This window comes from Acinetobacter lactucae (assembly GCF_013344765.1).
Classification (GTDB): Bacteria; Pseudomonadota; Gammaproteobacteria; order Pseudomonadales; family Moraxellaceae; genus Acinetobacter; species Acinetobacter lactucae_A.
The window spans coordinates 1-512 of record NZ_JABVBF010000417.1 but is presented as its reverse complement, the minus strand read 5'-3'; the positions used below and the strand labels follow the sequence as shown (position 1 = coordinate 512).

General features: G+C 28.1%; 1 protein-coding gene. It reads left to right on the top strand.

Going from position 1 to position 512, the window contains the following annotated elements:
* Window positions 1–66 precede the first annotated feature (66 nt).
* Window positions 67–512 (top strand): Piwi domain-containing protein (locus HUN22_RS17645; protein WP_254617573.1); only part of this gene is annotated, 446 nt, incomplete at its 3' end.

Here is a 512-nt window from a genome sequence, read left to right as displayed (position 1 = left end):
GTATATAAGGCTCTAACTGGAGCATTATTTAAAAATTATTTTTCAGGAATGAAGGATTTTTTTAATATGAATGTTGATAAGGGGAATGTAAAAAAATATGAGTTGAAAGGTAATCTACTCGAAAATTTGGAAGATATAGAGCAGGAAATTCTTAAAAAAGATAAAAATGCTTTTTTAGTAATTTGTTTACATGGTAGAGATGAGCATATATCTAGTCAATTTTATACTGCAATTAAGTTACTTTGTTTGAAGTATGATGCTGGATCACAATTTTTATATAGTGATAAGCTTTCTAATGAAAATACTTTGAAATATAGTATTTCCAATGTTGCCTTACAAATCTTTTGTAAATCAAATGGAATTCCATGGAGTGTTACTAATAGATCAGATGAAAAAGAAAGTCTAATTATTGGTATTGGAACTAGCCATAAAAGACTAAATGAGGAAAAAACAATTTTTCATGCATTCGCTATGTGCACAGATTCATCTGGTATTTTTAGCTCATCCATGAC